Below are 25089 nucleotides of genomic sequence, written 5' to 3'. Positions count from 1 at the left end.
TGGTGCCTCTCAGAGGATCTTGGGTGTAGAGACGTTCCATAGTTAGTCTCTACACCCAAGACTAACTATCCCTACACATGGAAAAATATTTTTTGGATCAACCAAAATATCCCCTGGGGTAAGGGCATCCAAAGAGGCATCAGTATTAGCAACCCTAAATAAGTACGAGCGATAAAACTACTTTTTGCCTGGATTAACCCCATGACCATTAGTAGGGCACCAAACCCGATCACTGGAATCACAGCATAAGTCGTAATCACAAACACTATGAGTGTCCAATCTCGCTTTTGATACAGCCAACGGGGCACCTTTAGCAAAAAGCTAGCAGCGACTAGCCCCTCAATCAAAATCGTCCAATAGGACAGCACTAAACTCGCAGCAGCCATACGAGGTGTTGTGGCTAGCTCTTGCGGATTTAACACAGCCGCTGACGCCTGCATGGTTTCAAAAATATGACGATTCTCGGCAAGGGTGGTCAGGTTCAACCCACCAAAGAGAACAGCCCCCATTGCTAAACGGCTATCCAGCAAAAATGTCAGATGCAAAAAAGAACCGTCTAAATATTCGCCACCGATAAATTTCCAAAGGGTGGCAAACAAGAAACATAACCCTATCAGCCAGCGAGAATTCCAGCGCAGTACCTGCTTAGGCTTTTGGCTCCAAACTGCAATGGTGCACACCAACACCCAGTAAGTGTAGAGATATTCGTGGTTGACTAAAGTAGACCAGTGCCAAAGGTTATTAAATACAAGGCATGCGCTCATGCCTAGCCATACCCAGGGCCGACGCACCAAGCTTGGATTGAGCAACATAGCTGCCGCTAAAAGCTTTTCTGGCAACATGGTCCACAGCCAGTGATCAATGCCATGCAGCAGCAGCAGCAGCGTTGTCAGCCGCAGTACGAGCAAATAAGTTGGCGGTTCTAGCAGATTATCTAGCCATTGATTCCATTGTTTGACCCAGGTCATAGCTCAACCTCAACCGGATCAGCAATCGGCTCATAGACAATGGTCTTACCGTCATACACCAAGCGCCACGCCTGTAGCTGAATTTTAGTATCGCAACCCTGCTCACGATTTTCCCCATAAAGTTCAGCAATAGGATTCTGAGAATCTATTGAAAGCAGACGCTGGCCCACGCGGCTTAACTGTTGGAGTGTTGGAAAGGTGCTGACATGAATATAGGTTTCAGCCTTCAAAAATTTAGGCGATGCAGCCACCAGCTCAGGCAACATGATTTCTTGCTGCTGCTGGCAATCAATTAGACGGGTTTTAATGACACGACGCTCGTCACGGTCAATGGAGGCAAACATACCAAACCCCCCCCCATGCCACGGACTCAGACCAAGCGTTTGCACCAGTATGATTTGCCTGAGCGCAACCCCAGTTAACAGTAGGGGAATGGCCCCTATTTTGAGAAAGTTCAGCAGCGACTGCTTAAGAATCATCAAACGTTCGCTTTTATCGATACATCCAGTTCAACCCACCTACTGTAGCAGCGATAATTGCCGCTATGTAAAACACGTTGGTGTCTGCGGCGGCCCACACTGGACCAAAAATGAACGGGGAGACAAACTGACCAAGAGAGGCACAACCTGTACCAATGGCTAGCAATCCTGAACGTTGGGCATCAGGGGATAGATCGGCTAACGCACTGTAGAAATTTGGCATTACCAAGCCAAACCCTAAACCAAAGAGCAACCCGGCCAGTAGCATTAACGGCGGAGAGAGCACATTAGGGATAGTCGCCAACGAAATGGCCATCAGGAAAAAGCCAGATGCGATCGCACCACCAGCTCCCAACCGTTTTGAAACCTTAGCTGCACCTACCGCTGCAATCACCGCCGCACCTACTGAACGAGCAGATAACACAAAGCCGTTTAACAAGGAAGATGCGTCGATCGTCTCCTTGAGATAGAGCGGTGCATATACAACTACTACATAAAAAATGGCTGAGGCTGTCGCCAGAGCTAGCAAAAGCAGCAACACACTACTCTGCTGAAGAGTTTTGCCAATCTCCCCAGTTTGAGGCATACCAGACGCACGGCGACCTCCTTTAGTCAACACCAACAAACCCGCCAGAGCCACTGGTACCCCTAAGCCATAAAGAGCAAAAGCCCAGCGCCAATGGTATAACCCCAGCCAGCCACCCAAAATTGGGAAAATAACCGTAGCCGTAGCTAAGGCACTGGTAGCGTAGCCCATCATGCGTGTACGAGCTTCGCCATCATAAAGATTACTCAAAATACCAATACTGCCTGCCCCAATGCCACCGCTAGCAATGCCCACTAGCGCCCGCGACAGCAAAACCCCCCAAAAACCTTGGGCCAATGCACCCAGGCTACCAACAATCGCATACCCCAGCAGGCAAGATATCAAAATACGCACACTGCCTAAGCGACTTGCCAATAGACCAAATACAAGACTAGCCAGAGCCGTAGTCAGCGTATGGGTGCTCACTAACACTCCAGCCCAACGACTACTCAGCTCAAACTGAGCCACAATTTCTGGAAAAACGGGTGCAACGATGGCTCCAGCCGCACTCGACAAACAGCCTGCCATCATCAGAACAGCCAACACCTGCCAAGACTGGCGTCGTGGCGATGAGGGGGGTGGTAATTTATCAAGCCGTTCTAGCTCAGGGGGAACCGGTTTCTGATAGACAGTGGTCATAGGGGGGAACACAGTAACACTTGCAGGAAACGCACCTCCACGGGCCAGTCGTTCGCGACAAGTTAATAGATGTTAACATTACCCATAACTGGTTATTAAGGTTAGGTATAAGCAAAAACTTATACCTAACCTTAATAATGCTGTTACGTGCATATCTCTACTTTGATTTGAGGTGGCTGTCCATGTTGTAGCCGACGGCTCAAATATTTTTATTGGACTTCATTGCCAGTTATCGAAGCGTCACTAAATCGCATCGGTAGGATGTTGACTACCGTCATACTGCAATCACAATGAAATCCGATTTGAGTCGATAATCTGAGTTTACTAGGGCTTTACTCAGCAAAAATCAAGTTAGGTCTCGTACAGTGGAAAGACTTTAATGATGATAATTTTTTAACCTGTAATTCTAGCTTTAGAAGATGGAAGCATCTACTGTTCTCAAAGGTCAACCCATATATCGCCGCGCACGTGCTGTTGGTATCAACCCTAACTATTGGTATCCAGTTTTTTGGGCTGATCAGCTCAAGCCCGAGGAAGTAGTATCTGTCCGAGTTTGGGAATCTTCTTTGGCGCTCTATCGTGATGCCAATGGAGACGTTAACGCGCTAGCGGATGCCTGTCCCCACAAAGGAGTAGAACTGCATCAAGGAGAGGTTCACGGCAACAATCTGGTCTGTCCCTACCATGGTTGGGAGTTTGATCAAGAGGGTCAGTGTGTTAGCATCCCTTACTACCCAAAGGAACAAAAGTTACCCTGTGCCCAAGCCCGTCGCTACCCTACTCGCGAAGCCTATGGCATTGTTTGGGTTTTTCCAGGAGATGCTGAATTAGCTGAACACCAACCTTTACCAGAAGTACCTCAATATAATCAGCCAGGCTGGTTTATGGTGCGTATTCCTGGACATTTTCAGGCCCATTTTTCCATTTGTAATGAAAATACAATGGACGTCTTCCATGGGTTTTTACACAAAGATCTGCAGGGCTGGTATGACCCCAAGCTGCTCAATTTAAAGCAAGATGACAACAGCGTATCAGCCGATTACCAAGTCTCTTATAAGGGCTTTCTGAGTAAGCTTCTGGGATTGGGCACTAAAGGCAGTGACAGTACCACCCGCACCGTCTCTATCCGTTATCAATACCCCCACTATGCAACCGCCTTAGAGTCAGTTTCCTCGCTTTATCTGATGCGGTTGCCCATCGGCCCCACCGAAACAAAATCCTTTTCTCTAATGTTCCTAAAGCTGCCACTACCCCAATGGTTACTGACGGGTCCCGTAGCCAGAATGCTCGAAAAAGTGATTTTGAACAGTATTTTTCTTAAGTTTCTACATCAAGACGTAGAAATGATGGAAAGTGAACAACGTAATTACTCCATCGACCCGCATCGCAACTACGTCGAAGTTAATCCAGCAATTATTGCTCTACAAAGAGTCATAGTCAGTCAATATGAGCATTTAGAAGTTTCGCATTCATCTTCTTTAGAAGCAGCCAAAGAGTCTTCTATCCCACCATCTCAGGAGGTTAGTAACGGTATGCTTGTGTGATTCGCCCGCTTGGGGATACCCAAGCCTCCGTTGCCAAGGCCTGTTGTACCTATAGGTTCATCGGCTTTCTAGGCTCAGACCTTGGTTGATTGATATGCTCAATGTAGGTGATGAGGAGTAAATTGTGGAAGTCGTTAATGACTACGTGCAGCGTTTACATGCAAGCGGGTTATACCCTGACAAGTTTATTTGCCACCATAAAAATGGCAATCAGATTGATGTAGAAGAACAGGGAACTGGTAAACGGCATCAGGTTCTGACGTTTTGTACCAACGACGTGTTAGGTATGGCGCAAGATGATGCTGTCACACAGGCTGCTATCGACTCCATTCGTCGTTATGGCACCTCAAACAGCTCTTGTTCAGTCCTAAGTGGTCGCATTGACTTACATCGTCAGCTAGAGGAGGAAATTTCTGCTTTCAAGCATTTGCCCCATACTCAGTTGTTTCTTAATGCATGGATGGCCTTACAGGCATTAATGGATGGTTTTTGCCATCTAGCAGTACCTGTTCAAGGGTTCCAGCATACCCGTGAGACGATTATCTTTAGCGACGTGCTGAACCACGGTTGCATTATTGCAGCCGTGGTTAATGCCGATAATCGCTCAGGTAAGATGTTCGGCCATAGTCCCAAGGTGCGGGTCAAAGCCTATCGTCACTGTGACATGGACGATCTAGAGCGTAAGATGCGCCGCTATGTGCGTCCTGATGACCGGGTGATTGTAATTTCTGACGCGGTCTTTTCCATGGATGGTGATGTGGTACCGCTGCCCCGCATGTTAGACATCATGGAAGACTACCCCGGCAGCGTTGTGGTCATGGATGAAGCCCATGCCAGTGGTGCCATTGGTGGAAAAGGTGAAGGCATTTACGACCACTTTGGAATTACTCCCCAGTCTGTGATTGACCGTGGCATTGTACCCATCATCATGACGACTTTTTCAAAGTTTGCAGGCTCCGCAGGTGCCGCCATTAGTGCCTCAAACCGAGAGCTCATTGACCTTTTGGATGTGTCCCCCACCTCCATCGGTACTATTTCTCTTCCCCCACCAGTCACCGCAGCAGCATTAGAGAGTATCCGCCAGGTACGCAGTCAGCCAGAACGCGTGGCTAAGTTGCAGTCTAATACTCGTTATCTGCGCTCTAAGCTGATTGCTGCTGGTTTTGACGCCATCGGTGAGACTAACGTTGTCCCCGTATTGCTTCCCCCTGACCTAGATCCCAAATCCTTTGCTCGCGCCCTCATGGAAGAACACGGCATTTGGGTTTCGGCCATCTGGTTTATTGCTAAGCCTCGCTTACGGATTACGGCCAATGCGCTTCATACCCAAGCCGAAATGGATCGGCTAATAGAAGCCATGGTTGCTGTCCGTCAGAAGCTTGGCGGTGCGGTTGCTCAGTACGCTTAGGTAAAAAGGCAATAGGGAGTAGGGCATAGGTAATGGGGGAATAAACTCAAATTTATTCCTTAAGATGTGGCTTTATTTTGGTTTCATCTCCTACTCTCTACTCCCCAGTTCCGACTTTCCCAGCTATGCGTAATTTTTCCATCAAGACGGTCACTACCGCCAAAGACAAAGCTGACTTTCTCGCGGTCCCATCTTACGTATACCGCAATGACCCTCATTGGGTTGCCCCCATCGAGTCGAGTACGGCTAAACAGTTTTCAGAGGAGAATTCATTTTTTCAATACGGCAAGCTCCAGCAGTTTGTTGCTTACCACAATGAACAGCCTATAGGTCGAGTGGTTGCGGCTGTTAATGATCGCCTGATTGAACGTGAAGGTAAATCGGTTGGGCTCATGGGCTTTTTTGAATGCGTTGACAATCACAACATCGGTCAGGCAATGCTAGATGAGGCTACCAACTGGCTCAAACAGCAGGGCATGACTGTAGCTCGCGGTCCCATTGATCTATCGACCCATAATAACTGTTGTTTTTTGGCAGATGGGTTTGATTCGGACCCGATGCTGATGATGCCCTATAACCCTCAGTATTATCTGGACATCATGGAGGCTAACGGCTGGCACAAGGCTAAGGATGTCTACGCCTATGATTTACCGCTGGATCAACCTTTACCCGACAGCTTTGAACGGGGTTATAAGATCGCGCAGAAAGCTGGCATTAAGTTTCGCACCATCCATACTAAAGGCAAAGCATTTGAGCAAGACTGTCGTCAAATTTACGAGCTGTTCACCACAGCATTTGCCCATAACTGGAGTTCTAGTGCCCGCACTGAAGAGGAGTTTATGGTGGAGGCGCGGGAGCTGCAGACTCTGGTGGATACAGATATTTTCGTGATTGCAGAAGACCCGAAAAAAGACTCCGACAACAAAATGGTTGGCTTTTTTATGGCTCTGCCGGATTACAACATTGCCCTTAAGCATGTGAAGGGCAAGCTTAATGTTTTTGGTATTCTCAAATTTCTTTGGTTTCGTCGCAAGATTGACCAAGCAAGGGTTTTGGCTATTTGTACGCTACCGGAATACAGTCGCAACATGGTGGCGTTGGCAGTGGTGTATTTAGGCATGAAGGGGGGCACAGAGAAAAATCCCCCCTATAAGCGTTCCGAATTGTCTTGGGTCTATGAGGACAACATGCGATCGCGAAACATCATTGAAAGCACCGGAGCCACCATCTACAAAACCTATCGAATTTACGAAAAGGTATTAGCCTGATCACGGTGAAATGCCTCGATAGATACTAATTTATTAGCATCAGAATCCCACAAAATAAACTGAGCGCAGTCCAACATTTCGCTCATCTTAATTGTCTTTGAATCTAAAAGAAGATGATTATTTTTCTGATGGCATGCCTTCAGATTGTAATTAGGAATTCTTTCAGAAAGATGATGGATATTGTGATAGCTAATATCAGCCGTAAACCACTTTAAAATAGTGGGCAATTCTAAATAACTACTGCCTTCAATAGCCCCCATTAAATAGTCCCAGCCTTCCGTTTTGTGGGCATAGGCTCCATCAAAATTGTGCTGAACAAAAAAGACATTGATAAAAATTGCCGCTGAGAGCGTCAGTACAGCGGAGTAAATTCCCAAGAAAAATCCTGTCCCTAGCCAACGACAAAGTAAAAACCAGCTACTAACCACAAAAATATTGTTGAGCAAGATATCCCAAAACTCAGCAGCTGTAGACCAATGCTTAGGTTGATGGGAAGAAAGTATAGCCGACCAGCTCGTTTTAGGCGTAGACCTTAAGCAACTAAAGCCATAACAAATAAAATCATAAATACCCAAAACAAAAATTATTCTGGGTTTAAAGGCTAGATAGAAAAAGCCACCAGGAAATGCCATCAATGGATGTCTAAGCATCCCATATAAATTTTGCTCTGATGGAGTCAGCTGAGCATACTCTTTAGTCGATAAGAAATCGCCAATGCCTCGATATCGCTCCCAATCACCATTGGTTTTGTGGTGATACGCATGGTCTCGCGACCACCAATATTGGGGCATCGCATTAACAAGACCAAAAATAAAGCCAACGACTCGATTGACTTTTTTAGACCGAAAAAGTGAGTAATGTCCACAATCATGCATTAAAGAAAAGCAGCGCAATGAGAAAAGTACTAAAAGAATGATGATTGGAGGTATGAGCCAAATATAGATTTTGGCAACTTTTACGGCTAAAACCCATAGAAGAATGTATGGAATCAGCGTGTTTAAGACCTGATATGTAGCACGCCAATTATTGCTCTGCATATAGGGAGTCAGAACAAAGTCAGACTTTTCAATTGTTGTTTTCATTCAATGGGATACTCTAAAAGCATCCTGCTTTAGGTAAATATGTAAAGTAGAAAAGCAATCTTTTATTCAGCGTTTTTTTGGTTTTAGGTAAACCAAAACTACTCATTTGAATAAATGAAATTAGTGATGATGGCTGAGTTATTAGTTCAACGTTGTCTTAGCTGTCTCATCTTAGCTGCTTTATTAATGCAGCTGTGTCGGTTGTACAATCCATAAAAACGACGAGATTTCCGTTACGATAACAGCTTAAGCCCAGAGTCACTGGCATTAGATCCCTTGGGTTCATCAGGTTTACTAAAAAGCATCAAGCAAACGCATGAAAGCACTTGTTACAGGAGCAAATGGCTTCACTGGTTCCCATTTAGTTAAGCTGCTCAGCTCCCAGGGGCATAAGGTCATTGGCTTAGTTCGCCGCACGAGCGATCTGTCACGGCTCGCAAACATGGATATTGAACTAGCTTACGGTGACATTACTGATGCAGCAATACTTAGTCAGGCGATGGCAGGGGTGGATGTGGTGTTTCACATTGCTGCTTGTGTTGATTTGGGTATTGTGGATGCGGCCAGGATGGAGCGGGTGAATGTGGAAGGGACTCGTACAGTCTTGGGGGCGATCAGGGTTCAAGATCATCCTCCCAAACTGATCTATTGCAGCACCATTGGCATCTATGGTGATACGGCTGGTCAGGTGATTGATGAGACCTATCAACGTACGCAAACAGGATTTTCGTCTGCCTATGATGAGACGAAGTACAAGGCGCAGCAATTGGTGAATCAGCATGTAACCGATGGGTTTGCGGCGGTAAGTTTGATGCCGGGGGGAATTTTTGGGGCGGATGATCCGCACTTTGGGCCGGTGATTAAGTTGTTTTTGAAGGGGCGGCTGCCATTGTGGCCGGGGTGCGATCGCATTACCGGCATCGTCCACGTTGACGACCTTGTTCAGGCCATGGTTCTGGCAGCTGACAAGGCTCCCCCTGGCGAACATTTCATCATCTCTGCCGGGGAGCTATCCATCGGCGAAATGTTTAAGATTCTGGGCGATGCGGCGGGGGTAAAAGCTCCAGCTGATGCACCCAAGCCACTAGTCAGACTGATTGGCGGCATTCTAGATCCCATCGGCAAGCTCTTTTCCTGGAATGCACCATTAAATAATGAGCTGGTTCACTATATCTATGACCGCTGCGTCCGCATTAGTAGTGAAAAAGCCATACGAGTCCTGGGCTGGCAGCCCCGTTCAGTCCCTGAAATCCTGACCGGTATTGCACAGGAACTAACAGCCACTTAAAGTTAGGTCATAGCGGTAAATACAAAATTTGGCCTTCTAACTCCCCAGTTGCAATACATTCTAGGATTGTCAAAACATCCTCAATGACTTGGCCAACGGGCGCATTGGTTGGTACTTCGATCACTCCTGGCATTGAATAACCTTGGGCAACTCTTTCATAGGCGTATTTGGTAATCGTAGCCACATCATGGGTTAACAACACACGCTGTTCTTGGGCAGCCCATGCCAATACGGTTGGGTCATCTTTACCGGATAGGGCAACGTCTTGAACTCTAGCAATATCAATACTTGGATTACGTCTGAACAGACCTCTAATGATTGTATTGTCGAAGTTTTCGTCTGCCAAAAGCTTTAACATGCTTCTTGTGCATGTTTACGATTCAGCAATCGATCGCGAATGCCATTGGGGTCTAACCGCGCTTCATTCAACTGCTGAATGGTTTTTGACTGGGCTTGACGTTCTGCTAAATAGTCCTCAACCATCTGCTGGTGATTTAGGTAAAACGCAATGGTGGCATATACATCTGCCAGGTTCAAAGCGGGGTAGCGATGGACGATTTCTTCCGCCGTTGTACCTTGCTTGAAAACAGTGACCACAGTATCTAAAGTGATACGGGTTTTGCCCACCAGCACAACGTTATCAGGATTGATTTCTAGTGGTGGCGGGTCTGCAATGATTGCAAATGTCATGGGAACAGATGGGGAAATTGATAATGATCGTAGCAAATGCCAGCAGGGCCAGTATTAATGATGTTGAGACAGACACTGATAACTTTGCCAGCTGATATTTTGTAAAACGACCCTGTCGGGACTTTGAATTAGGATGGCAGTCATCATCGCCTCCTTAATGAAATCCACTGACTAAACTTGATTGCTTGGCTAAAACACCATCTTCTAAGTAGGTAATTTCATCGGCAGCATCGGTAATGCGTGGATCGTGGGTAATGATCAAGACCGTGCAGCCTTTGTTTTTAGCCAAATACTGCATTAGCTCGATCACATCATGGCCAGTGGCTGAATCTAAAGCTGCTGTCGGTTCATCAGCCATAATTAATTCCGGCTCGCCTGCTAGAGCACGGGCGATCGCAACTCGCTGCTTTTGACCACCCGATAGATCCGCTGGTAAATTATTTGCCCGATCACCTAACCCCACCTGTTTTAGTAAATCAAAAGCTTGTTCTTTGATAGCCAATCCTTTTTTATGCTTGATCTGTAGGGCTAGCTCAATATTTTCCAAAGCAGTGAGGGCAGGAAATAGATTAAAGCTTTGGAAAATAAAGCCGATGTGGTCACGGCGAAAAGCGGTAAGTTCTTTGGGCGATAGCTTTGTAATTTCTTGGCCCAGTAGCTCTACCTGCCCGGCTGTAGGCGTCAAAATCCCTGCCAAAATCGATAGCAGCGTCGTTTTTCCAGACCCAGAAGGCCCCATCATCAGTCGAATTTGACCACGGGGAATGGCCAGATCAATGCCCTTGAGCACCTTGGTTTCAGTGGTGCCCGACATAAAGGACATTTGGATGTTATTTGCTGCGATCGCAACCATTAATTCTTAAACTCACACCTCACATTCACGTCTCTCTTCATCTCAGGCGGTTATGCCTTAAACACAATTCCCGGATCCACTCGTGTCACCTTCTGAATCGCAAAAACAGCAGCCCCAACACACATCACAACCGTGATGCCAAATACCCCAAAAGCACTTAGGGGGGTAATCAACACCACAATCCCTTGGGTCGCCGCCGTCCAAGTGCCTATTCCCCAGCACAGCAATAAACCTGGCACATAGCCCAACACCGCCATCCACAGCGACTGCTCTAAAATCACGCTGTAGATATCCCAATCTGAAGCCCCCATAGCCTTGAGGGTGCCAAACTGCCGCAGATTTTCAGAAACCGACGTATACAAAATCTGAGCCACCACTACCATGCCGACAATCACACCGACAATGGCCCCTAACCCTAAGATAAAACCTATGCCCGTACGATTCTGCCAATAGGCCTGGGTGATATTAATCAGTTCATCCTTAGTGAACGCCTTAGTTCCCGACAGAGAAGACTCTATGCGTTGCTTGAGAGTTTGTAAATTTTCCCCCGGCTCAGCTTTGATCAAAATGTAGGTCACCGGAGAATCTGAGCTGAGCGGTTCTGGATCACCCACATCAGCACTCGCCGCATCTGGATCACGCTGATAGGCATTCACACAGGTAATATCACCATTCCCAAGCTGACAGGTTAATCCAGCCGAAAACCCAGAACTAATATAGGCATTGGCATTCAACAAAGATGTGAAAACAAATTTGCTAGAAACCAGAGATTGGGTATCCTGGGTCAAGCCGACTACCATGACCGGCAACTGACGAATGCGAGCCGTATCTCCCACACCATCAATCCGAAATGAACGCATATTGGTGCGGTCAATCAACGCTGAATAGGGAGCACTTAAAGCTTTCAGTGTTGCATCGGAAACCTCACCGGGACGAAATAGTTGTCCATTGGGGTCAAACCCAAACACCCGTAGCGTTGTCAGATTACCGTCCGCATACCAGCGGCCTGACCCCATGATGAGTGCCTCTGCACGTGCTATCCCTTCAATTGATTGGGCCCGCTGAACCTGCACATAGGGAAACGGTTCAGTGAGCTCAAAGTTAACGATATTTTCTGACGCAACCCAAATATCGGCAGCCGAATTATCAATCAGCAGCGTTGTCGATCGAGTAAACCCCTTAAGGATACCAGTTTGGATTGTGACCAAACTGACGGCAAACATAATACCGGCTTGGGCCACCAGAAACCGTGGTAGGTCTTTGAGTAGATTTTTACGGGCTAACGAAACCATAGTCCACACAGGCCGTTGCTGATTTACAAGATGAATCGATCTGAAATAAGTGCTATTGATCAGGAACTTCCAGATCAAATCCTCCTCAGGATCAGCAACGCTCACGCTAGTAAAGCAGTCGCCCTCAGTGCAACCATTCTAGCGGGAAACCAATCAGCAAAGGCTTACACGGGATAGAAACCAAACTGTCCTACACCTCATCAAGCCATAGGTTCTGAGCAAGCGGTCGCATCAGACCCTATGATTATTTGGCCATCTCCAAAACTCGTTGAATAAAGGGCCATTTTGCTTGGGTATAGGCCTCGCGATCATAGTGATAACGTTCAGCTAACGCCTGTTTTAAGGCAGCGTAGTCGCTAGCGATCGCACGGTTAGAACGAAGCAAATCCCGAAACCGAATTCGCTCTTGCCACAGCTCACTTTCATAGGGAATTAAGTGGAGGTGGTGTGTCCGCACAGCATCGGATGGTTTACAGAACCAATGCATGACATCCGGTTTATAGGGAAAATATTGATAGCCGTTCCTGGTCAACACATCAATTGCTGGCCTTGAAACCTCCAGCGATTTCACCCCAAACATGATGTCAATCACTGGTTTTGCCAAAAGGCCTGACACGGCAGTGCTGCCCACATGCTCAACACTGCCCCAAAGCCAATGACCAATGACCTCTATCAAGAAGGCTTTTTCAGCTTTAAACTTGGCGGGCCATTCAAGATCATAGGCCGAAAGTTCTACTGGAGCTGATGCCATGATTTATGAGCATGTTGGATTACTTAAAAACTCTAGCTGGTTTCAACATTGCTGGGATCCAAGGACTAAATGTCGCTGAGATAAATCGCTCAATGCCAGCTAAATCTGGGTGAATCTGAATGTCCTTATAGATATCTGTAGCTGCCAGCATAGCGGCAATGGTTTGCGCCTGTCCCTGCATATGTTCTGTCAACCACAGACCACCGGGCTGCAAAAATTTTGGAGCTTTCGCTATGAGCAGACGAATATCCTCTAACCCATCATTTCCACCATCTAAGGCCCGATGGGGTTCATGGTTAGTGACTTCAGGCTCTAAATCCAGCACCATCTGACTTGGAATATAGGGCGGATTAGTAATCACACCAGACAACTTGCCACGCCAATCCCTTAACGGCTCAAACCAGTTGCCTTGATGAAACTCAAGATTGTTAGCTCCATTGCGCTGGGCATTTTGACGAGCAACCTGCAAAGCCTCTGAACTAATATCAACAGCTAGTACCTGGGCATCGGGGAAGGCTTTGGCGATTGCGATCGCAATCGCCCCACTCCCTGTCCCCAAATCAGCCCAAACCATAGGCTCTGGAAGATTTTTGTTCTGCTTTACCCACGCCTGCATAATCTCCACCATCAGCTCCGTTTCAGGCCGAGGTATTAACACATCTGGTGTCACCGTCAGCATTAAATCCCGCCACGGCGTCTCACCCACCAGATATTGCACCGGTACTCGTTCGGTCAAACGGCGCTGCCACTGCTGAGTTAACCAATCCAGCGAATACCGCAAAGGCACAACCCGATCTCGATACAGCCCTAAGCTTAGTTCCGACGGGCTCAGGCTGCTAACTCCCTGCAAAAACCAGTCCACCTCATACAAAGGGACATTGTTTTTTTGGGCATCAGATCGAGCCTGCAATATCCACGTATACAAAACGTCCCCAGGAACAGCTTCAAACGCCTTATCTTCCATCGCACAGACGTTCTGTCTATCCCAAAACTCGCAAAACGCTGGCAATGGAATCCACATCCGCTGAATCTTTGAGAACAGCAATAGCCTTCTGGAACTCGCCTTCCCGCACTTCATGGGTGACGATCACGAGTTCTGCCAAACTGTCCTGCAAACCAATCTGCACGATGGATTCGAGACTCAGATGATGTCTACCAAAAATTTCGCCTAAATGGCCAATGACTCCAGGCCGATCCTTCACCATTAGCCGCAGGTAAAAGCGACTTTCCAATTCCTCCATCGGACTAATGGTCTTATAGTCGCTGTAGGCATGGCTTAACAGCGGATTCGGCAGTTTTTCTTCAGCCGGAGACTCCATGTGGAGGGTGGCGGCAATGGCCATCACATCCGACACGATGGCACTGGCGGTAGGACCTTCTCCTGCACCTGGCCCGTAGAGCATGACTTGGCCGATGGGATCGCCTTCAACGAGTACTGCATTGTTAACATCGTTGACACTGGCTAGGGGGTGCTTGAGCGGTACTAGTGTAGGGTGAACACGGAGTTGGATAGTGTCAGCGTTGGGGTTTTGTTTTGCGATCGCAAGCAGCTTGATCACGAATCCTAAGGTTTTCGCATAATCCACATCCGATGCACTGACATTGCGAATACCTTCCGTAAAGACATCCTCGCGGCGGATTTTTCCTCCAAAGGCAATGGACGCCAAAATGGCAATCTTATCAGCTGCATCTAGACCATCTACATCAGCAGTCGGGTCAGCCTCTGCATAGCCCAGGGCCTGAGCATCCGCCAAAATCGGAGCAAAGTCCCCTCCCTCTGACTGCATGCGAGTCAATATATAGTTGGTGGTTCCATTAATAATGCCAGTGACCGCATCGATCCGGTTTACCCCAAGCGCCTGCTGCAACGGTTGAATAACAGGAATTCCGCCACCTACAGCCGCTTCATAGAGCACGTACACACCCGCTTTTTTGGCAGCTTCAGCAATCTCATTCCCATATCGAGAGATGATAGCTTTATTAGCCGTCACCACGTGCTTGCCATCCTCAATCGCCTCCAAAATCAGTGACCGAGCAGGCTCTAATCCCCCAATGACTTCCACCACAATATCGATATCGGGATCAGTCACTATTGCTTCGAGGTCAGTGGTTAAACACATCTCTGGTAAATTAACTGACCGAGGCTTATCCAAAGAACGTACACCCACCTTATGAATTTCTAAGGTTTGTAGCAACGGATGACGCTGGGCCGCGTCTAACAAAATTTTGGCCGTACCAGTGCCTACCGTACCCAGACCCAATAATCCAACCTTGAAAACCAATGTGCTATCCCGCTCGATTTACCACAAATTATTGTAAAAGCCAGGGAACCGTCAGACTCACCTGGCTTTTACATAATATTTATTTGGATGTTGCTACCCGACCAAGTCAGTAAGACTTAGTAAGTCTCAACATGCCAGCGATGGGCTTTCTTCATACCTTTACGGTAATCAGTCCAATCAGTACCGGTCTTAGCCGCTGCTGCTGTTAACGCCTCATCGATACCGCCTTCCATACCGCGCAAACCGCAGATGTAAACATGGGTCTTCTCCTCCTGAATCAGACTCCAAAGTTCATCAGCGTACTCGGCAATACGGTGCTGGATATACATACGACCACCTTCGGAGTTTTGCTGCTCACGACTAATGGCGTAGGTTAAACGGAAGTTGTCAGGATACTGGGCCTGCATCTCTTCCAGCTCTTCCTTATACAGGATATTAGGTGTCTTAGGCACACCAAAGAACAACCAGGCAAATCCCTTGAACGTATAGTCAGGATTTGCTTCACGCTCTTTATCTTTAAACATGCGCCACAGATATGCACGGAAAGGAGCAATACCTGTCCCTGTCCCCATCATGATCACCTTGGCATCAGGATCGTCAGGCAACAACATCTCCTTACCGACAGGGCCAGTAATCTTCACCTTTGTACCAGGCTCTAGATTACAGAGATAGGTAGAGCAAACACCGTTGATCGTTTCACCGCTCTCAGGATGATTGTAGGTAAGCTGACGAACGCAAAGGGATACGGTCTTATCGTCTACATCATCCCCATGGCGAGTAGATGCGATGGAGTATAACCGCAGCTTATGAGGCTTACCATTCTCATCAGTACCCTCAGGAATGATACCGATACTTTGGCCTTCCACATAGGCCAAATCACCTTCAGACAGATCAAATTTAATATGCTGAACGAGGCCAATACCACCGTCTGCCACTAGGGCTTCGTTGGATAGGCATTCACCCAGGTAAGGCGTCTTGGGCTTGTAAATATTAATCGGTACATTAGCACCGGGTTTCTTAGCTTTAGCTTTGGTTTCGGCCATGGGTTTCTTTGCTGCAGGTGCTACTTGAGCCACAGGCACGGTTGGCATATCGCCATTTGCTGGACGAATGCTAACAATTTCACCCCCCATACGCATGATGCGCCGCGTTTCTTCGGCCATACGCTGATAAGGGACTGTAACGAAGGTGCTCCCGCTCTGACGCACGGGTGCTATGCTCCCGGCAATTGAGCCTAGGCCTTTGACCTCATATATAAACAGACGGTTACCAGAAATACTGACACTACCGCCGATGACGCTCGAATTATACATGCGCTGAACTTTTAGTATCTCCTAACCCTTCAGACAGTGGCTTAACCACCCATCTGAAACTAATCATCCATCTAGCGTATCATTCTGAGCGAAGTGTTCTGATACATAAGAGCAGTGACTGAGGAGCCCCTATCGATACATAGGCAAAGTTAACCTTACGCTGTAGCTCACCCTGTACCCTACCGAAGATAATCGGATCGAAACTATAAAATACGATGCATTTATATGATGTCTTTGGCTTTCTGAGAAGCGCAAATGATGACTTTACCAGGTAAACGCCCCTAAACTTGACATAAAAATTTACAAAATATTCTCAGAAAATAGCTCAAGCTCCCTTGGTCTCGTCATTTTGAGATTCTGCCAAATCTGAGAAGTACGTGACAGATTGTAAAAAAACGAAAGTCTATTTATCATAAAGTACAGGCCAAGATCCTACCTGATGGCGATTACGGCCATCCTATGGGTGGGTGCTTGTGACATCCCCATGTCCTCAAAGGGTTGTTTATATATTCCCAACCCTTTATCTATAGGACTTGATGCCATACTAAGAGGATTTGAGATGACCATTGCAATGGGCCGTGCTGGAGCCGATCGAGGCGTCTTCGACGTCGTCGATGACTGGCTCAAGCGCGATAGATTTGTCTTTGTTGGTTGGTCCGGTTTGCTGCTGTTCCCCTGTGCCTTCTTGGCCATTGGCGGCTGGCTCACTGGTACCACCTTTGTTACGTCCTGGTATACCCATGGACTCGCATCTTCCTATTTGGAAGGTGCCAACTTCCTGACAGTTGCTGTCTCCTCCCCCGCTGACAGCATGGGCCACTCCCTGCTCTTGTTGTGGGGACCCGAGGCGCAAGGTGACTTCGTTCGCTGGTGTCAAATCGGCGGACTCTGGGCCTTCGTCGCTCTCCATGGAGCCTTCGCTCTGATTGGCTTCATGCTCCGGCAGTTTGAAGTCGCTCGACTCGTCGGGCTACGTCCTTACAACGCGATTGCGTTCTCAGCTCCCATCGCTGTCTTCGTTTCCGTGTTCTTGATGTACCCCCTCGGCCAGTCCAGCTGGTTCTTTGCTCCCAGCTTCGGTGTGGCCGCTATCTTCCGCTTCTTGCTCTTCTTGCAAGGCTTCCACAACTGGACCCTCAACCCCTTCCACATGATGGGCGTTGCCGGCGTCCTCGGGGGCGCACTCCTCTGTGCCATCCACGGGGCCACCGTGGAAAACACCCTCTTTGAAGATGGCGAAGGGGCCAACACCTTCCGCGCCTTCGAACCCACTCAGGCGGAAGAAACCTACTCCATGGTGACGGCGAACCGCTTCTGGTCTCAGATTTTCGGCATCGCTTTCTCCAACAAGCGTTGGTTGCACTTCTTCATGCTATTCGTCCCCGTCACCGGTCTCTGGATGAGTGCCGTCGGCATCGTCGGTCTCGCCTTGAACCTCCGCGCCTACGACTTTGTCTCCCAGGAAACCCGCGCCGCGGAAGACCCTGAATTCGAAACGTTCTACACCAAGAACATCTTGCTTAACGAAGGTATTCGTGCGTGGATGGCTCCTCAGGACCAGCCCCACGAGAAGTTTGTATTCCCCGAAGAGGTACTGCCACGTGGTAACGCTCTCTAGTAATTACATTTCGGGTCGTGACCAGCAATCCACAGGTTTTGCCTGGTGGTCTGGTAACGCTCGTCTGATTGATCTTTCCGGTAAGCTCCTGGGTGCCCATGTTGCCCACGCTGGTCTTATCGTCCTTTGGGCTGGTGCGATGACTCTATTTGAGGTATCTCACTTTGTGCCCGAGAAGCCCCTTTATGAGCAGGGCTTCATCCTACTGCCTCACATGGCCACTCTTGGCTGGGGTGTAGGTCCTGGTGGTGAAATTGTTGATACATTTCCCTACTTTGTCATTGGTGTACTTCACCTGATTTCTTCTGCAGTTCTAGGTCTAGGCGGTGTTTATCACGCCGTTCGCGGCCCTGAGACGCTTGAGGAGTACTCCAACTTCTTCCAACAAGACTGGAAGGATAAGAATCAGATGACCAACATCATTGGTTATCACCTGATTCTTCTAGGCTGTGGTGCTCTGTTGCTCGTATTCAAAGCCACTCTGTTTGGCGGTGTCTACGACACGTGGGCTCCTGGTGGTGGTGACGTTCGTGTTATCACTAACCCCACCCTTGACCCTGCTGTTATCTGGGGCTACTTGGTTGGCGCTCCCTTCGGTGGCAACGGCTGGATTGTCGGCGTTAACAGCATGGAAGATATCATCGGTGGCCACATCTGGATTGGTCTAATCTGCATCTCCGGTGGTATCTGGCATATCTTAACCAAGCCTTTCGGCTGGGTACGTCGTGCCTTTATCTGGTCTGGTGAAGCTTACCTTTCCTATAGCTTGGGCGCATTGTCCATGATGGGCTTTATCGCTTCCTGCTATGTGTGGTTCAACAACACTGCTTACCCCAGTGAGTTCTACGGTCCTACTAATGCTGAGTCCTCTCAGGCGCAGGCAATGACCTTCTTGGTTCGTGACCAGCGTATGGGTGCCAACATTGGTTCTGCTCAAGGTCCTACTGGTCTTGGTAAGTACCTGATGCGCTCTCCTACTGGTGAGATCATCTTCGGTGGTGAGACTATGCGTTTCTGGGACTTTGATGGTCCTTGGCTATCTCCCCTTCGTGGTACTAATGGTCTTGACCTAGATAAGCTTAAGAATGATATTCAGCCTTGGCAGGTACGTCGTGCTGCTGAGTACATGACTCACGCACCTAACGCTTCCATCAACTCTGTAGGTGGCGTTATCACTGAGATTAACTCTGTTAACTTTGTGAATCCCCGTCAGTGGCTGTCTACGTCTCACTTCGTTCTGGGCTTTTTCTTCTTGGTTGGTCACCTATGGCATGCGGGCCGCGCTCGTGCTGCTGCTGGTGGTTTCGAGAAGGGTATTGACCGTGAAAACGAAGCAGTACTGGGCATGAACGATCTAGACTAGGCCTTAGTCTAAAAATCGTTTATAAAAAGCCTCTGCCTTTGAGCAGAGGCTTTTTATGTTTGGAGGGCTATCTGTAAAATGGCTAAGCTATAGTCACAGGTGCTTAAACGGCTTTAAAATGCATGGTTAGTAATGTTGCGATCGCTAAGTTATGAGGTACTTGAGCTCTGTTTGTTGGAAACGCTGGCTGCTGAGCTGTCTGTTGGTAGGTGTAATGTGTTTAAGCTGGCCCAATACAGCCCAAGCAAAAAACTATGATCGGCAGAGTCTGCGGCAGCAAAGTTTTGCTGGCCAAGATTTACGCGGTAATAACTACACCAGCACCGATATGGCAGAAGCAGACCTGAGCAATACAGACTTGCGCGGTGTGCGCCTATTTGACACCAACCTAACCAAAGCAAACCTAGAAAGTGCCGATATGAGTGGCGCTACTCTGGATGGAGCCCGGTTTATTAGAGCTAATCTTAAAAACGCAATTTTTGAGGGTGCTTACGCGTTTAGCACTGATTTTCGTAAAGCAAACATAGAAGGTGCAGACTTTACAGATGTCGATCTGGATGTCAAAACAAACGACATGCTCTGTGAAGTTGCTACAGGCATCAATCCGGTGACTGGACGAGCAACCAAAGATACACTTTATTGCCCTTAACTTAAGAGAACACCGATTGTTTTCAGCGAGCTACAATTTATTAGCCAAAAACTCATATAAACCAGGGTTCTTACCCATAGCCATGTTCAACTAAGAAATCGAGAGAAATATCTGACTGGCCAACTGTGCTCGCTGGCTGGGTAAATCGCTCCACATATTTACCGAGGATATCGCCTTCTAAATTGACGGCATCATTAGGCTGTAGATATTGCAAATTCGTTTCATCGTAGGTAACTGGAATGACAGCCACCTTAAACCAATCACCCGATGCGCTACAGTCTGCAACCGTTAGGCTAATGCCGTTAACACCAATGCTGCCTTTGGGGACTATGTAGCGTGCCACTTGACTTCTGGGAACCGTAAAGCTGATTTCCCAAGCACTATCAGTTTTAATAATTTCACCGACATACCCCTGACCATCAACGTGACCAGTTACAAAATGGCCACCAATTTTGGACCCTACCCGTAGGGAAGATTCCAGATTGACAGGTCGCTCCGGGGGAATATGCCCCAAGGTTGATCGTTCTAACGTTTCAGGAGATGCGGTCACCACAAACCCTTTTGGCAAAATAGTCGCAACCGTCAGACAAACACCGTCTACGGCGATACTATCCCCCAGGGAAATATCCGCCATGATAGGGCTAGAAACATCAAGACCACTAATCTGTAAGCGATCATTGTCTAGGGTTTGAAGCTTTCCTAAAGCTTGAATTAGTCCGGTAAACACATTCTTATGATGATGTTAGTGACAGAGTGGGTGTACGAAGCACTATTAGCCAGTTGGCAAAGGTGAAATTATCGCGGCATTATAGCCTTATGGCATATGTGTAGACGTTACAGAATCGGTTGCCTAGATAAAGATTTTTAGACTCTAAATAAAGATTTTTATTCATGGGCCAACAAGCTGAAAGGACTCTTTTAGCTTAGAAATGGAATATTACTTACCAACCCATTAGCCAAGACGTTCTCTAACAACACCTTTTAAGCCCCAACCGTCATATGTCCCAGACAGTTTGACACAGTTTAGATAATTTTCAAGTGTTACATTCTAGTTATTGGGTTAGATTCCTGCGGAGCCAAGAGGATTAATATCCATGATCGAAATGAAAGTTGCTGGCATTGCACTGGATGCGGTTTCGCGAAACCCTGTGATTTTGCTGCGTGACGCATCCGAACGACGAGCACTGCCTATTTTTATTTCTAATGAGCAGGCCCGCGCAATTATAGTCGCTTTGGAAAACGAAGAATCTGTGCGTCCTATGACCCATGATTTATTTGCCAATTTGCTAGATGACTGGGAACTGGCGCTAGATCGTGTGGTGATTCATTCATTAAAGGACAATACGTTCTATGCCACGATGACCCTCAAACAAGGGGAGGTCACCAAAGAGCTTGACTCTCGCCCTAGCGATGCTATTTCCATTGCCCTGCGGATGGGAGCGCCTATCTGGGTGATGGAAGAGGTGATTGCTGACGCTTCAATTCCAGTGGACCGTGAAGCTGATGAAGCTGAGAAGGAAGCATTCCGAGATTTTGTTTCAAACCTAAGCCCATCAGATTTTGCTCAGAAGGGGCGCTCGTCTAACCAATAGGTCTGATAATTATTGGGTTAAAGCCTATGCTGCCCCATGCACTATCGACGCTTTGGTAAAACCGAATTAAATCTATCCGTATTTTCCCTAGGCACTATGCGCTGTCTAGACAATGCAGAGTCTTTACACCAGGTTTTGGCGGCTGCAGTCGATCTGGGAATTAACCACATTGAAACTGCCCGGGGATATGGTCAAAGCGAATACTACATTGGTCAGGCCCTTAGCAGCTTGAATCGGTCTGAGCTCATCTTAACTACCAAATTGCTGCCAGGTAGCGAGGTGGAACGGCTCGTGGATGAGTCGCTAGAACGCTTGGCAACCGACTACGTTGACTGCCTGGCTGTACACGGGGTGAATACACTGGAGCATCTACAGCAGGTGGAGTCGATGTTACCAGGGTTAACCCAGGTAATGGCTGACGGTCGAGTACGTCATGTGGGGGCCTCTAGTCATGGCTCATTAGATGTGGTGATGGGTGCGATCGCACTTCCCATCATCAGCTTTATTAACCTGCACTACTACTTTTTTAATCAGCGCAACGCCGCCGCCATTGAGCTAGCCCATCAACGAGACCTGGGGATTTTCATCATTTCCCCAGCCGACAAAGGTGGCCAGCTCTACACCCCATCAGACAAACTCAAGCAGTTGTGTCAGCCATTTGACCCACTGTTGCTCACCTATCGCTGGCTGCTAAGTGATCCGCGTATCACTACCCTAAGCGTAGGCCCAGCTGTGCCCACCGAGCTTGACTGGCCCTTGCAAGTAGCTGACAACACACCCCCCCTCACCCATCAAGAGTGCACTCGCTTAGAGCACCTGGCCCAAACCCAGGCAAATCTGGGTACTGAGCAATGCAAACAGTGTTATGAATGTTTGCCCTGCCCAGAAGCCATCAACATTCCGGAAGTGCTCAGACTTAGAAATCTGACCATCGCCTACGACATGACGAACTTTGGAAAATACCGCTACGGCATGTTTGAACGAGCAGGCCACTGGTTTCCGGGACGTAAAGGTAATCGCTGCACCGACTGCGGCGACTGCTTACCCCGTTGCCCAGAACAGTTAGATATCCCCACACTGCTACGGGATACCCACCAGCGACTCAAGGGGTCTGAACGTAGACGGCTATGGAGTGATTAACGGTGCGATTGAACCAGGCTAAAGCGAAGTGGTAAACGCGACCATCGCTGACAACCATGGCACACAACAACGTAAGACTTAACAGATAGCAATAGCTACGTATCAATTCATCTCAGGAGTCTTAAATTCTTACAATGGGTGCAGGGTCTGATATTCAGGTGCGTTACCGTAAGGTCGTCCAGTGGACGGCTAAATTACCCTTTGAGGCTCACTTTTTATGGTTGCGATTCCACGCACACTTTTATCTACCCCAGACCAAAGCACCACTGACGATCGCGTAGCAGTATTGCTCATGGGATATGGCGAAGTAGAAAGTTACGAAGACTTTGCCAACTACAACGAACAAGCCCTCAACCTATTAACAGCAAAATTTGCCCCCGTCCCCACTTGGATTTATCCCCCACTTGCTAAGCTGTTAGCCTTGTTTGATCGCCACGAATGGGACCATCAGCACGATCACTTTATTTCACCCCACAATTCAATTTTTGAGCGTCAGCGTGAGGGCATTGAACGTCACTTACAAGCCAAGTGGGGAAAGCGCGTTAGCGTCTTTAAAGCATTTAACTTTTGCGCTCCATATTTACCCCAACAGGTCTTGGCAGAAATTCAGTCCCAGGGATTTACCAAGCTTTTGATTTATCCCTTGCTAGTGGTGGATTCCATTTTTACCAGCGGCATTGCCGTAGAACAGGTGAACAAGGCCTTAGCGCAGACTTTTACAGGTGAGGACAACCATTGGCTGAAAAGTACCCGCTACATGCCGTCCTTTTACAACCAACCAGACTATATTGAGTTGCTCGCCCGCCAGGTAACGAACAAAATTCAGCAGCATCTGGCCGTTGCTCACCTACCGTCCCAAACCGGCATCGTGCTGATGAACCATGGCTGCCCCCACAAAGCTAAGGGATTTACCTCTGGCATTACAGAGAGCCAGCTGCTCTACGATGCAGTCAGGGAACGACTGATCTATAACTATCCGCTGATTTCCATCGGTTGGCTCAATCACGATACCCCCATGATTGAGTGGACCCAGCCAAATGTGACCCTAGCAGCCCAAAACCTGATGGATCTGGGTGCTACAGCAGTCGTCTTCATGCCCATTGGCTTTGTCACCGAAAACCATGAAACCCTATTGGATGTAGAGCACATTATCAGCCATCTACGTCGCAAGCGACCTGATGTCACCTATGTCCAAATGCCCTGTGTCAACGACAATGATGACTTTGCCGCTATGGCCGCTGGCTGGGTTGACGGGTTAATTACAGATCTGATAGGCGAGCAAGGCACCGTTGTCCATCCAAGTCAACGAGCCCTGCTTGCGGAGGATTTTTCAGGGCACCACCATGACAGTGCTCATAACGGGCATCATCATCACAATGGTCACCACCACGACGAACATCATCATAATGGTCACCATGGTGGTGACCAGGGCCACAGCCAAGAACACCATCACGCCCATCACCACCATTAGGGTTGCCTGTTCCCCATAAAAAATAAGTAAGAAAAAATAGGTCAGAATGATCGGTAGTGCTTATCCTCTACCGATCATTTTTTGCTTTATATGGGTGTTTTTGAGCAGTCAATTTTTATTCATGCCAACGCTACAACGGTTGAACGCTGTATTTGCGATCGCACCCTCATGCATCAATGGCTTAACCCCGCCCTCCGGTGTGAACCCATGGGTGAAACCTGGAGTACAGAGCTTAACAGCCAGACTCGATTTATCATTCAAGTGCCCCTTTTACAGCCCAGCTTAATCAGCACAGTGGTGGAGCGTCGTCCCGGCTTGGTGGTGTGGGCATTTACAGGGTTCTTCACAGGCAAAGACCGCTGGGAATGTGTACCAGAAGCATCAGGAACTCGCCTGCTCAATAGATTCGAATTTGAAATTCCTAACCCATTAGTGGCATTTGGGTTCAATCAATTTGCCGCTAACTGGACTAAGCAGGATATGGCAGCCCAGTTAAAGCGGCTTAAACAGGTAGCAGAGCGATTGGGTTAGCCGCCAAAATTAATATTGGGGGCTTCCATAAAGCCATCCTCCTGCAGAACTTCACCAATTAGCTCCTTATCTTGATTGATACATTCAGGCTTCTTAGCATACTGGCAGACCCTGGCATAGAGACGGGCACGGGTACCGGTGGAGCCATTGGAAAATTGCACAACATCATCCACAATCTTCACGCCGCATACGGAACAAGTCTGTTCTTGGGTTATCGTAGTCATAGGCTTTCACTCGATTTTAGTAAGGTCCACTAATCGTAACTAGTTGAACCTTTATACA

The 25089-nt window shown here is 47.9% G+C and carries 25 protein-coding genes; 11 read left to right on the top strand and 14 right to left on the bottom strand.

Annotation, left to right across the window (positions count from 1 at the left end):
- Positions 1-71 precede the first annotated feature (71 nt).
- The 3 genes from U2F10_RS29910 to U2F10_RS29900 are packed head-to-tail and all read right to left on the bottom strand — an operon-like array spanning position 72 to position 2672.
- The gene (locus U2F10_RS29910; protein WP_163664796.1) at positions 72-968 is read right to left on the bottom strand and encodes a hypothetical protein; all 897 of its coding nucleotides are present in this window, start codon (positions 966-968) and stop codon (positions 72-74) included.
- A complete protein-coding gene (locus tag U2F10_RS29905) occupies positions 965-1447 on the bottom strand; it encodes a hypothetical protein (RefSeq protein ID WP_163664794.1) in 483 nt (160 codons plus the stop codon). The genes U2F10_RS29910 and U2F10_RS29905 overlap by 4 nt, the downstream gene beginning before the upstream one ends.
- 13 nt (positions 1448-1460) lie before the next feature.
- Complete coding sequence (locus tag U2F10_RS29900; RefSeq protein WP_163664792.1) at positions 1461-2672, bottom strand: MFS transporter; 1212 nt, start codon at positions 2670-2672, stop codon at positions 1461-1463.
- Positions 2673-3091: 419 nt separating this feature from the next.
- Between U2F10_RS29900 and U2F10_RS29895 the strand changes: the two genes are divergently transcribed.
- The 3 genes from U2F10_RS29895 (at position 3092) to U2F10_RS29885 (ending at position 6892) form a co-directional block, all read left to right on the top strand.
- On the top strand, positions 3092-4216 hold the full coding sequence (locus U2F10_RS29895) for an aromatic ring-hydroxylating dioxygenase subunit alpha (RefSeq protein WP_163695773.1): 1125 nt from the start codon (positions 3092-3094) through the stop codon (positions 4214-4216).
- 124 nt (positions 4217-4340) lie between these two features.
- Complete coding sequence (locus U2F10_RS29890) at positions 4341-5624, top strand: aminotransferase class I/II-fold pyridoxal phosphate-dependent enzyme (RefSeq protein ID WP_163664788.1); 1284 nt, start codon at positions 4341-4343, stop codon at positions 5622-5624.
- 125 nt (positions 5625-5749) lie between these two features.
- Positions 5750-6892 (top strand): hypothetical protein, encoded by a 1143-nt coding sequence (locus U2F10_RS29885; protein WP_499874094.1) that lies wholly within the window; start codon positions 5750-5752, stop codon positions 6890-6892.
- On the opposite strand, the gene U2F10_RS29880 is transcribed toward U2F10_RS29885, so the two are convergent.
- Positions 6871-7974, bottom strand: a complete 1104-nt coding sequence (locus tag U2F10_RS29880; protein WP_499874092.1) for a fatty acid desaturase — start codon at positions 7972-7974, stop codon at positions 6871-6873. The genes U2F10_RS29885 and U2F10_RS29880 overlap by 22 nt on opposite strands.
- Before the next feature lie 316 nt (positions 7975-8290).
- Between U2F10_RS29880 and U2F10_RS29875 the strand changes: the two genes are divergently transcribed.
- Entirely contained in the window at positions 8291-9262 is a 972-nt protein-coding gene (locus tag U2F10_RS29875) for an NAD-dependent epimerase/dehydratase family protein (RefSeq protein WP_499874091.1), read from the top strand.
- A gap of 7 nt (positions 9263-9269) precedes the next feature.
- On the opposite strand, the gene U2F10_RS29870 is transcribed toward U2F10_RS29875, so the two are convergent.
- The 8 genes from U2F10_RS29870 to cpcD/petH all read right to left on the bottom strand — a co-directional run bounded on the left by U2F10_RS29870 (position 9270) and on the right by cpcD/petH (position 16443).
- A complete protein-coding gene (locus U2F10_RS29870; RefSeq protein WP_163664780.1) occupies positions 9270-9620 on the bottom strand; it encodes a DUF5615 family PIN-like protein in 351 nt (116 codons plus the stop codon).
- On the bottom strand, positions 9614-9952 hold the full coding sequence (locus tag U2F10_RS29865) for a DUF433 domain-containing protein (protein ID WP_163664778.1): 339 nt from the start codon (positions 9950-9952) through the stop codon (positions 9614-9616). The genes U2F10_RS29870 and U2F10_RS29865 overlap by 7 nt, the downstream gene beginning before the upstream one ends.
- A gap of 154 nt (positions 9953-10106) precedes the next feature.
- The gene (locus U2F10_RS29860; protein ID WP_163664776.1) at positions 10107-10805 is read right to left on the bottom strand and encodes an ABC transporter ATP-binding protein; all 699 of its coding nucleotides are present in this window, start codon (positions 10803-10805) and stop codon (positions 10107-10109) included.
- A gap of 50 nt (positions 10806-10855) precedes the next feature.
- Positions 10856-12097, bottom strand: a complete 1242-nt coding sequence (locus tag U2F10_RS29855; RefSeq protein WP_499056887.1) for an FtsX-like permease family protein — start codon at positions 12095-12097, stop codon at positions 10856-10858.
- A gap of 244 nt (positions 12098-12341) precedes the next feature.
- The gene (locus U2F10_RS29850) at positions 12342-12848 is read right to left on the bottom strand and encodes a GrpB family protein (protein WP_499056888.1); all 507 of its coding nucleotides are present in this window, start codon (positions 12846-12848) and stop codon (positions 12342-12344) included.
- Between the two features lie 19 nt (positions 12849-12867).
- The gene (gene prmC, locus U2F10_RS29845) at positions 12868-13812 is read right to left on the bottom strand and encodes a peptide chain release factor N(5)-glutamine methyltransferase (RefSeq protein ID WP_499868483.1); all 945 of its coding nucleotides are present in this window, start codon (positions 13810-13812) and stop codon (positions 12868-12870) included.
- A 16-nt stretch (positions 13813-13828) separates the two neighbouring features.
- Positions 13829-15130, bottom strand: a complete 1302-nt coding sequence (locus U2F10_RS29840; RefSeq protein ID WP_163664768.1) for a homoserine dehydrogenase — start codon at positions 15128-15130, stop codon at positions 13829-13831.
- Positions 15131-15246: 116 nt separating this feature from the next.
- Positions 15247-16443: a bifunctional rod-capping linker CpcD/ferredoxin--NADP reductase PetH gene (gene cpcD/petH, locus U2F10_RS29835; protein ID WP_499874089.1), complete on the bottom strand. Its 1197-nt coding sequence runs from the start codon at positions 16441-16443 to the stop codon at positions 15247-15249.
- A 559-nt stretch (positions 16444-17002) separates the two neighbouring features.
- Between cpcD/petH and psbD the strand changes: the two genes are divergently transcribed.
- From psbD to U2F10_RS29820, 3 genes are all read left to right on the top strand, one after another.
- The gene (gene psbD, locus U2F10_RS29830) at positions 17003-18061 is read left to right on the top strand and encodes a photosystem II D2 protein (photosystem q(a) protein) (protein ID WP_006518024.1); all 1059 of its coding nucleotides are present in this window, start codon (positions 17003-17005) and stop codon (positions 18059-18061) included.
- Positions 18045-19424 (top strand): photosystem II reaction center protein CP43, encoded by a 1380-nt coding sequence (gene psbC, locus U2F10_RS29825; RefSeq protein ID WP_163670610.1) that lies wholly within the window; start codon positions 18045-18047, stop codon positions 19422-19424. The genes psbD and psbC overlap by 17 nt, the downstream gene beginning before the upstream one ends.
- A gap of 214 nt (positions 19425-19638) precedes the next feature.
- Positions 19639-20073 (top strand): pentapeptide repeat-containing protein, encoded by a 435-nt coding sequence (locus U2F10_RS29820; RefSeq protein WP_499868480.1) that lies wholly within the window; start codon positions 19639-19641, stop codon positions 20071-20073.
- A 70-nt stretch (positions 20074-20143) separates the two neighbouring features.
- On the opposite strand, the gene U2F10_RS29815 is transcribed toward U2F10_RS29820, so the two are convergent.
- A complete protein-coding gene (locus U2F10_RS29815) occupies positions 20144-20800 on the bottom strand; it encodes a riboflavin synthase (RefSeq protein WP_163702275.1) in 657 nt (218 codons plus the stop codon).
- Between the two features lie 367 nt (positions 20801-21167).
- Here U2F10_RS29815 and U2F10_RS29810 point away from each other — a divergent pair, with 367 nt between their 5' ends.
- From U2F10_RS29810 to U2F10_RS29795, 4 genes are all read left to right on the top strand, one after another.
- Positions 21168-21665 (top strand): bifunctional nuclease family protein, encoded by a 498-nt coding sequence (locus tag U2F10_RS29810; RefSeq protein WP_163670608.1) that lies wholly within the window; start codon positions 21168-21170, stop codon positions 21663-21665.
- A 36-nt stretch (positions 21666-21701) separates the two neighbouring features.
- Positions 21702-22805: an aldo/keto reductase gene (locus U2F10_RS29805; RefSeq protein ID WP_499874088.1), complete on the top strand. Its 1104-nt coding sequence runs from the start codon at positions 21702-21704 to the stop codon at positions 22803-22805.
- Positions 22806-23022: 217 nt separating this feature from the next.
- Complete coding sequence (locus tag U2F10_RS29800) at positions 23023-24276, top strand: ferrochelatase (RefSeq protein ID WP_499874086.1); 1254 nt, start codon at positions 23023-23025, stop codon at positions 24274-24276.
- Between the two features lie 90 nt (positions 24277-24366).
- The gene (locus U2F10_RS29795) at positions 24367-24807 is read left to right on the top strand and encodes an SRPBCC family protein (protein WP_163660434.1); all 441 of its coding nucleotides are present in this window, start codon (positions 24367-24369) and stop codon (positions 24805-24807) included.
- Here U2F10_RS29795 and nblD read toward each other — a convergent pair.
- Entirely contained in the window at positions 24804-25031 is a 228-nt protein-coding gene (nblD, locus tag U2F10_RS29790) for an NblD family protein (protein WP_499874084.1), read from the bottom strand. The two genes, U2F10_RS29795 and nblD, sit on opposite strands and share 4 nt — an antisense overlap.
- Positions 25032-25089: the final 58 nt, after the last annotated feature.

Origin of the sequence: Leptothoe sp. EHU-05/26/07-4 (assembly GCF_043421015.1) — a bacterium.
In the GTDB taxonomy this organism is placed as follows: Bacteria; Cyanobacteriota; Cyanobacteriia; order Phormidesmidales; family Phormidesmidaceae; genus Leptothoe; species Leptothoe turfae.
The sequence above is the reverse complement of the archived record's forward strand: the minus strand, read 5'-3'. Positions and strand labels throughout refer to the sequence as shown.

Coding starts and splice junctions, on each gene's coding strand:
- U2F10_RS29910 (WP_163664796.1), bottom strand. CDS start 968: ATGACCTGGGTCAAACAATGGAATCAATGGCTAGATAATCTGCTAGAA.
- U2F10_RS29905 (WP_163664794.1), bottom strand. CDS start 1,447: ATGATTCTTAAGCAGTCGCTGCTGAACTTTCTCAAAATAGGGGCCATT.
- U2F10_RS29900 (WP_163664792.1), bottom strand. CDS start 2,672: ATGACCACTGTCTATCAGAAACCGGTTCCCCCTGAGCTAGAACGGCTT.
- U2F10_RS29895 (WP_163695773.1), top strand. CDS start 3,092: ATGGAAGCATCTACTGTTCTCAAAGGTCAACCCATATATCGCCGCGCA.
- U2F10_RS29885 (WP_499874094.1), top strand. CDS start 5,750: ATGCGTAATTTTTCCATCAAGACGGTCACTACCGCCAAAGACAAAGCT.
- U2F10_RS29880 (WP_499874092.1), bottom strand. CDS start 7,974: ATGAAAACAACAATTGAAAAGTCTGACTTTGTTCTGACTCCCTATATG.
- U2F10_RS29875 (WP_499874091.1), top strand. CDS start 8,291: ATGAAAGCACTTGTTACAGGAGCAAATGGCTTCACTGGTTCCCATTTA.
- U2F10_RS29870 (WP_163664780.1), bottom strand. CDS start 9,620: ATGTTAAAGCTTTTGGCAGACGAAAACTTCGACAATACAATCATTAGA.
- U2F10_RS29865 (WP_163664778.1), bottom strand. CDS start 9,952: ATGACATTTGCAATCATTGCAGACCCGCCACCACTAGAAATCAATCCT.
- U2F10_RS29860 (WP_163664776.1), bottom strand. CDS start 10,805: ATGGTTGCGATCGCAGCAAATAACATCCAAATGTCCTTTATGTCGGGC.
- U2F10_RS29855 (WP_499056887.1), bottom strand. CDS start 12,097: ATGGTTTCGTTAGCCCGTAAAAATCTACTCAAAGACCTACCACGGTTT.
- U2F10_RS29850 (WP_499056888.1), bottom strand. CDS start 12,848: ATGGCATCAGCTCCAGTAGAACTTTCGGCCTATGATCTTGAATGGCCC.
- prmC (WP_499868483.1), bottom strand. CDS start 13,812: ATGGAAGATAAGGCGTTTGAAGCTGTTCCTGGGGACGTTTTGTATACG.
- cpcD/petH (WP_499874089.1), bottom strand. CDS start 16,443: ATGTATAATTCGAGCGTCATCGGCGGTAGTGTCAGTATTTCTGGTAAC.
- psbD (WP_006518024.1), top strand. CDS start 17,003: ATGACCATTGCAATGGGCCGTGCTGGAGCCGATCGAGGCGTCTTCGAC.
- U2F10_RS29820 (WP_499868480.1), top strand. CDS start 19,639: ATGTGTTTAAGCTGGCCCAATACAGCCCAAGCAAAAAACTATGATCGG.
- U2F10_RS29810 (WP_163670608.1), top strand. CDS start 21,168: ATGATCGAAATGAAAGTTGCTGGCATTGCACTGGATGCGGTTTCGCGA.
- U2F10_RS29805 (WP_499874088.1), top strand. CDS start 21,702: ATGCACTATCGACGCTTTGGTAAAACCGAATTAAATCTATCCGTATTT.
- U2F10_RS29800 (WP_499874086.1), top strand. CDS start 23,023: ATGGTTGCGATTCCACGCACACTTTTATCTACCCCAGACCAAAGCACC.
- U2F10_RS29795 (WP_163660434.1), top strand. CDS start 24,367: ATGGGTGTTTTTGAGCAGTCAATTTTTATTCATGCCAACGCTACAACG.
- nblD (WP_499874084.1), bottom strand. CDS start 25,031: ATGACTACGATAACCCAAGAACAGACTTGTTCCGTATGCGGCGTGAAG.